Here is a 415-nt window from a genome sequence, read left to right as displayed (position 1 = left end):
GGGCGGTGATCCGGGTCCGGGGTGGTGTGATGGTGCGTAACGGGGCCGACGAGGGCTACGACTACCGGGTCCGCACCTTGGATTTCGCGAACTCGGACACCCCGTTCAGCAGTGATGAGTCCCGCGAACTCGCGGCCGCGTTGGCCAATGATGATCACGCCCGGGTCGTGGCGTTGCTGGAGCGGCACGCCACCCTCGACTACCCGGACTCGATGTCGTCAGTGATGCCGGCGGCGCGGCACCGGTCGCGGTCGGAGGTCCAGGATTCGGGCAGGTACAGCTCCCGGTCGATCAGCGCGTGGCCGGCGCCGCTGGCGTAGGCGAGGAACACCCCGATCTGGCAGTTTTCGATCCGTCCGGCGGTGCCGGAGTACTGGCGTTGCACCCCGGCCGAGCGGGTGCCCTTCTTGAGGAA

2 pseudogenes are annotated in these 415 nt (G+C 68.4%); one reads left to right on the top strand and one right to left on the bottom strand.

Annotation, left to right across the window (positions count from 1 at the left end):
- Positions 1-212 (top strand): annotated as a pseudogene (locus tag P3H15_RS55235) (hypothetical protein); the annotation flags it as partial.
- Here the strand turns inward: P3H15_RS55235 and P3H15_RS55230 are convergent.
- Positions 212-415 (bottom strand): annotated as a pseudogene (locus tag P3H15_RS55230) (transposase); the annotation flags it as partial. The pseudogenes P3H15_RS55235 and P3H15_RS55230 overlap by 1 nt on opposite strands.

Origin of the sequence: Rhodococcus sp. T2V (assembly GCF_029269925.1) — a bacterium.
Taxonomy (GTDB): domain Bacteria; phylum Actinomycetota; class Actinomycetes; order Mycobacteriales; family Mycobacteriaceae; genus Rhodococcus_F; species Rhodococcus_F koreensis.
The sequence above is the reverse complement of the archived record's forward strand: the minus strand, read 5'-3'. Positions and strand labels throughout refer to the sequence as shown.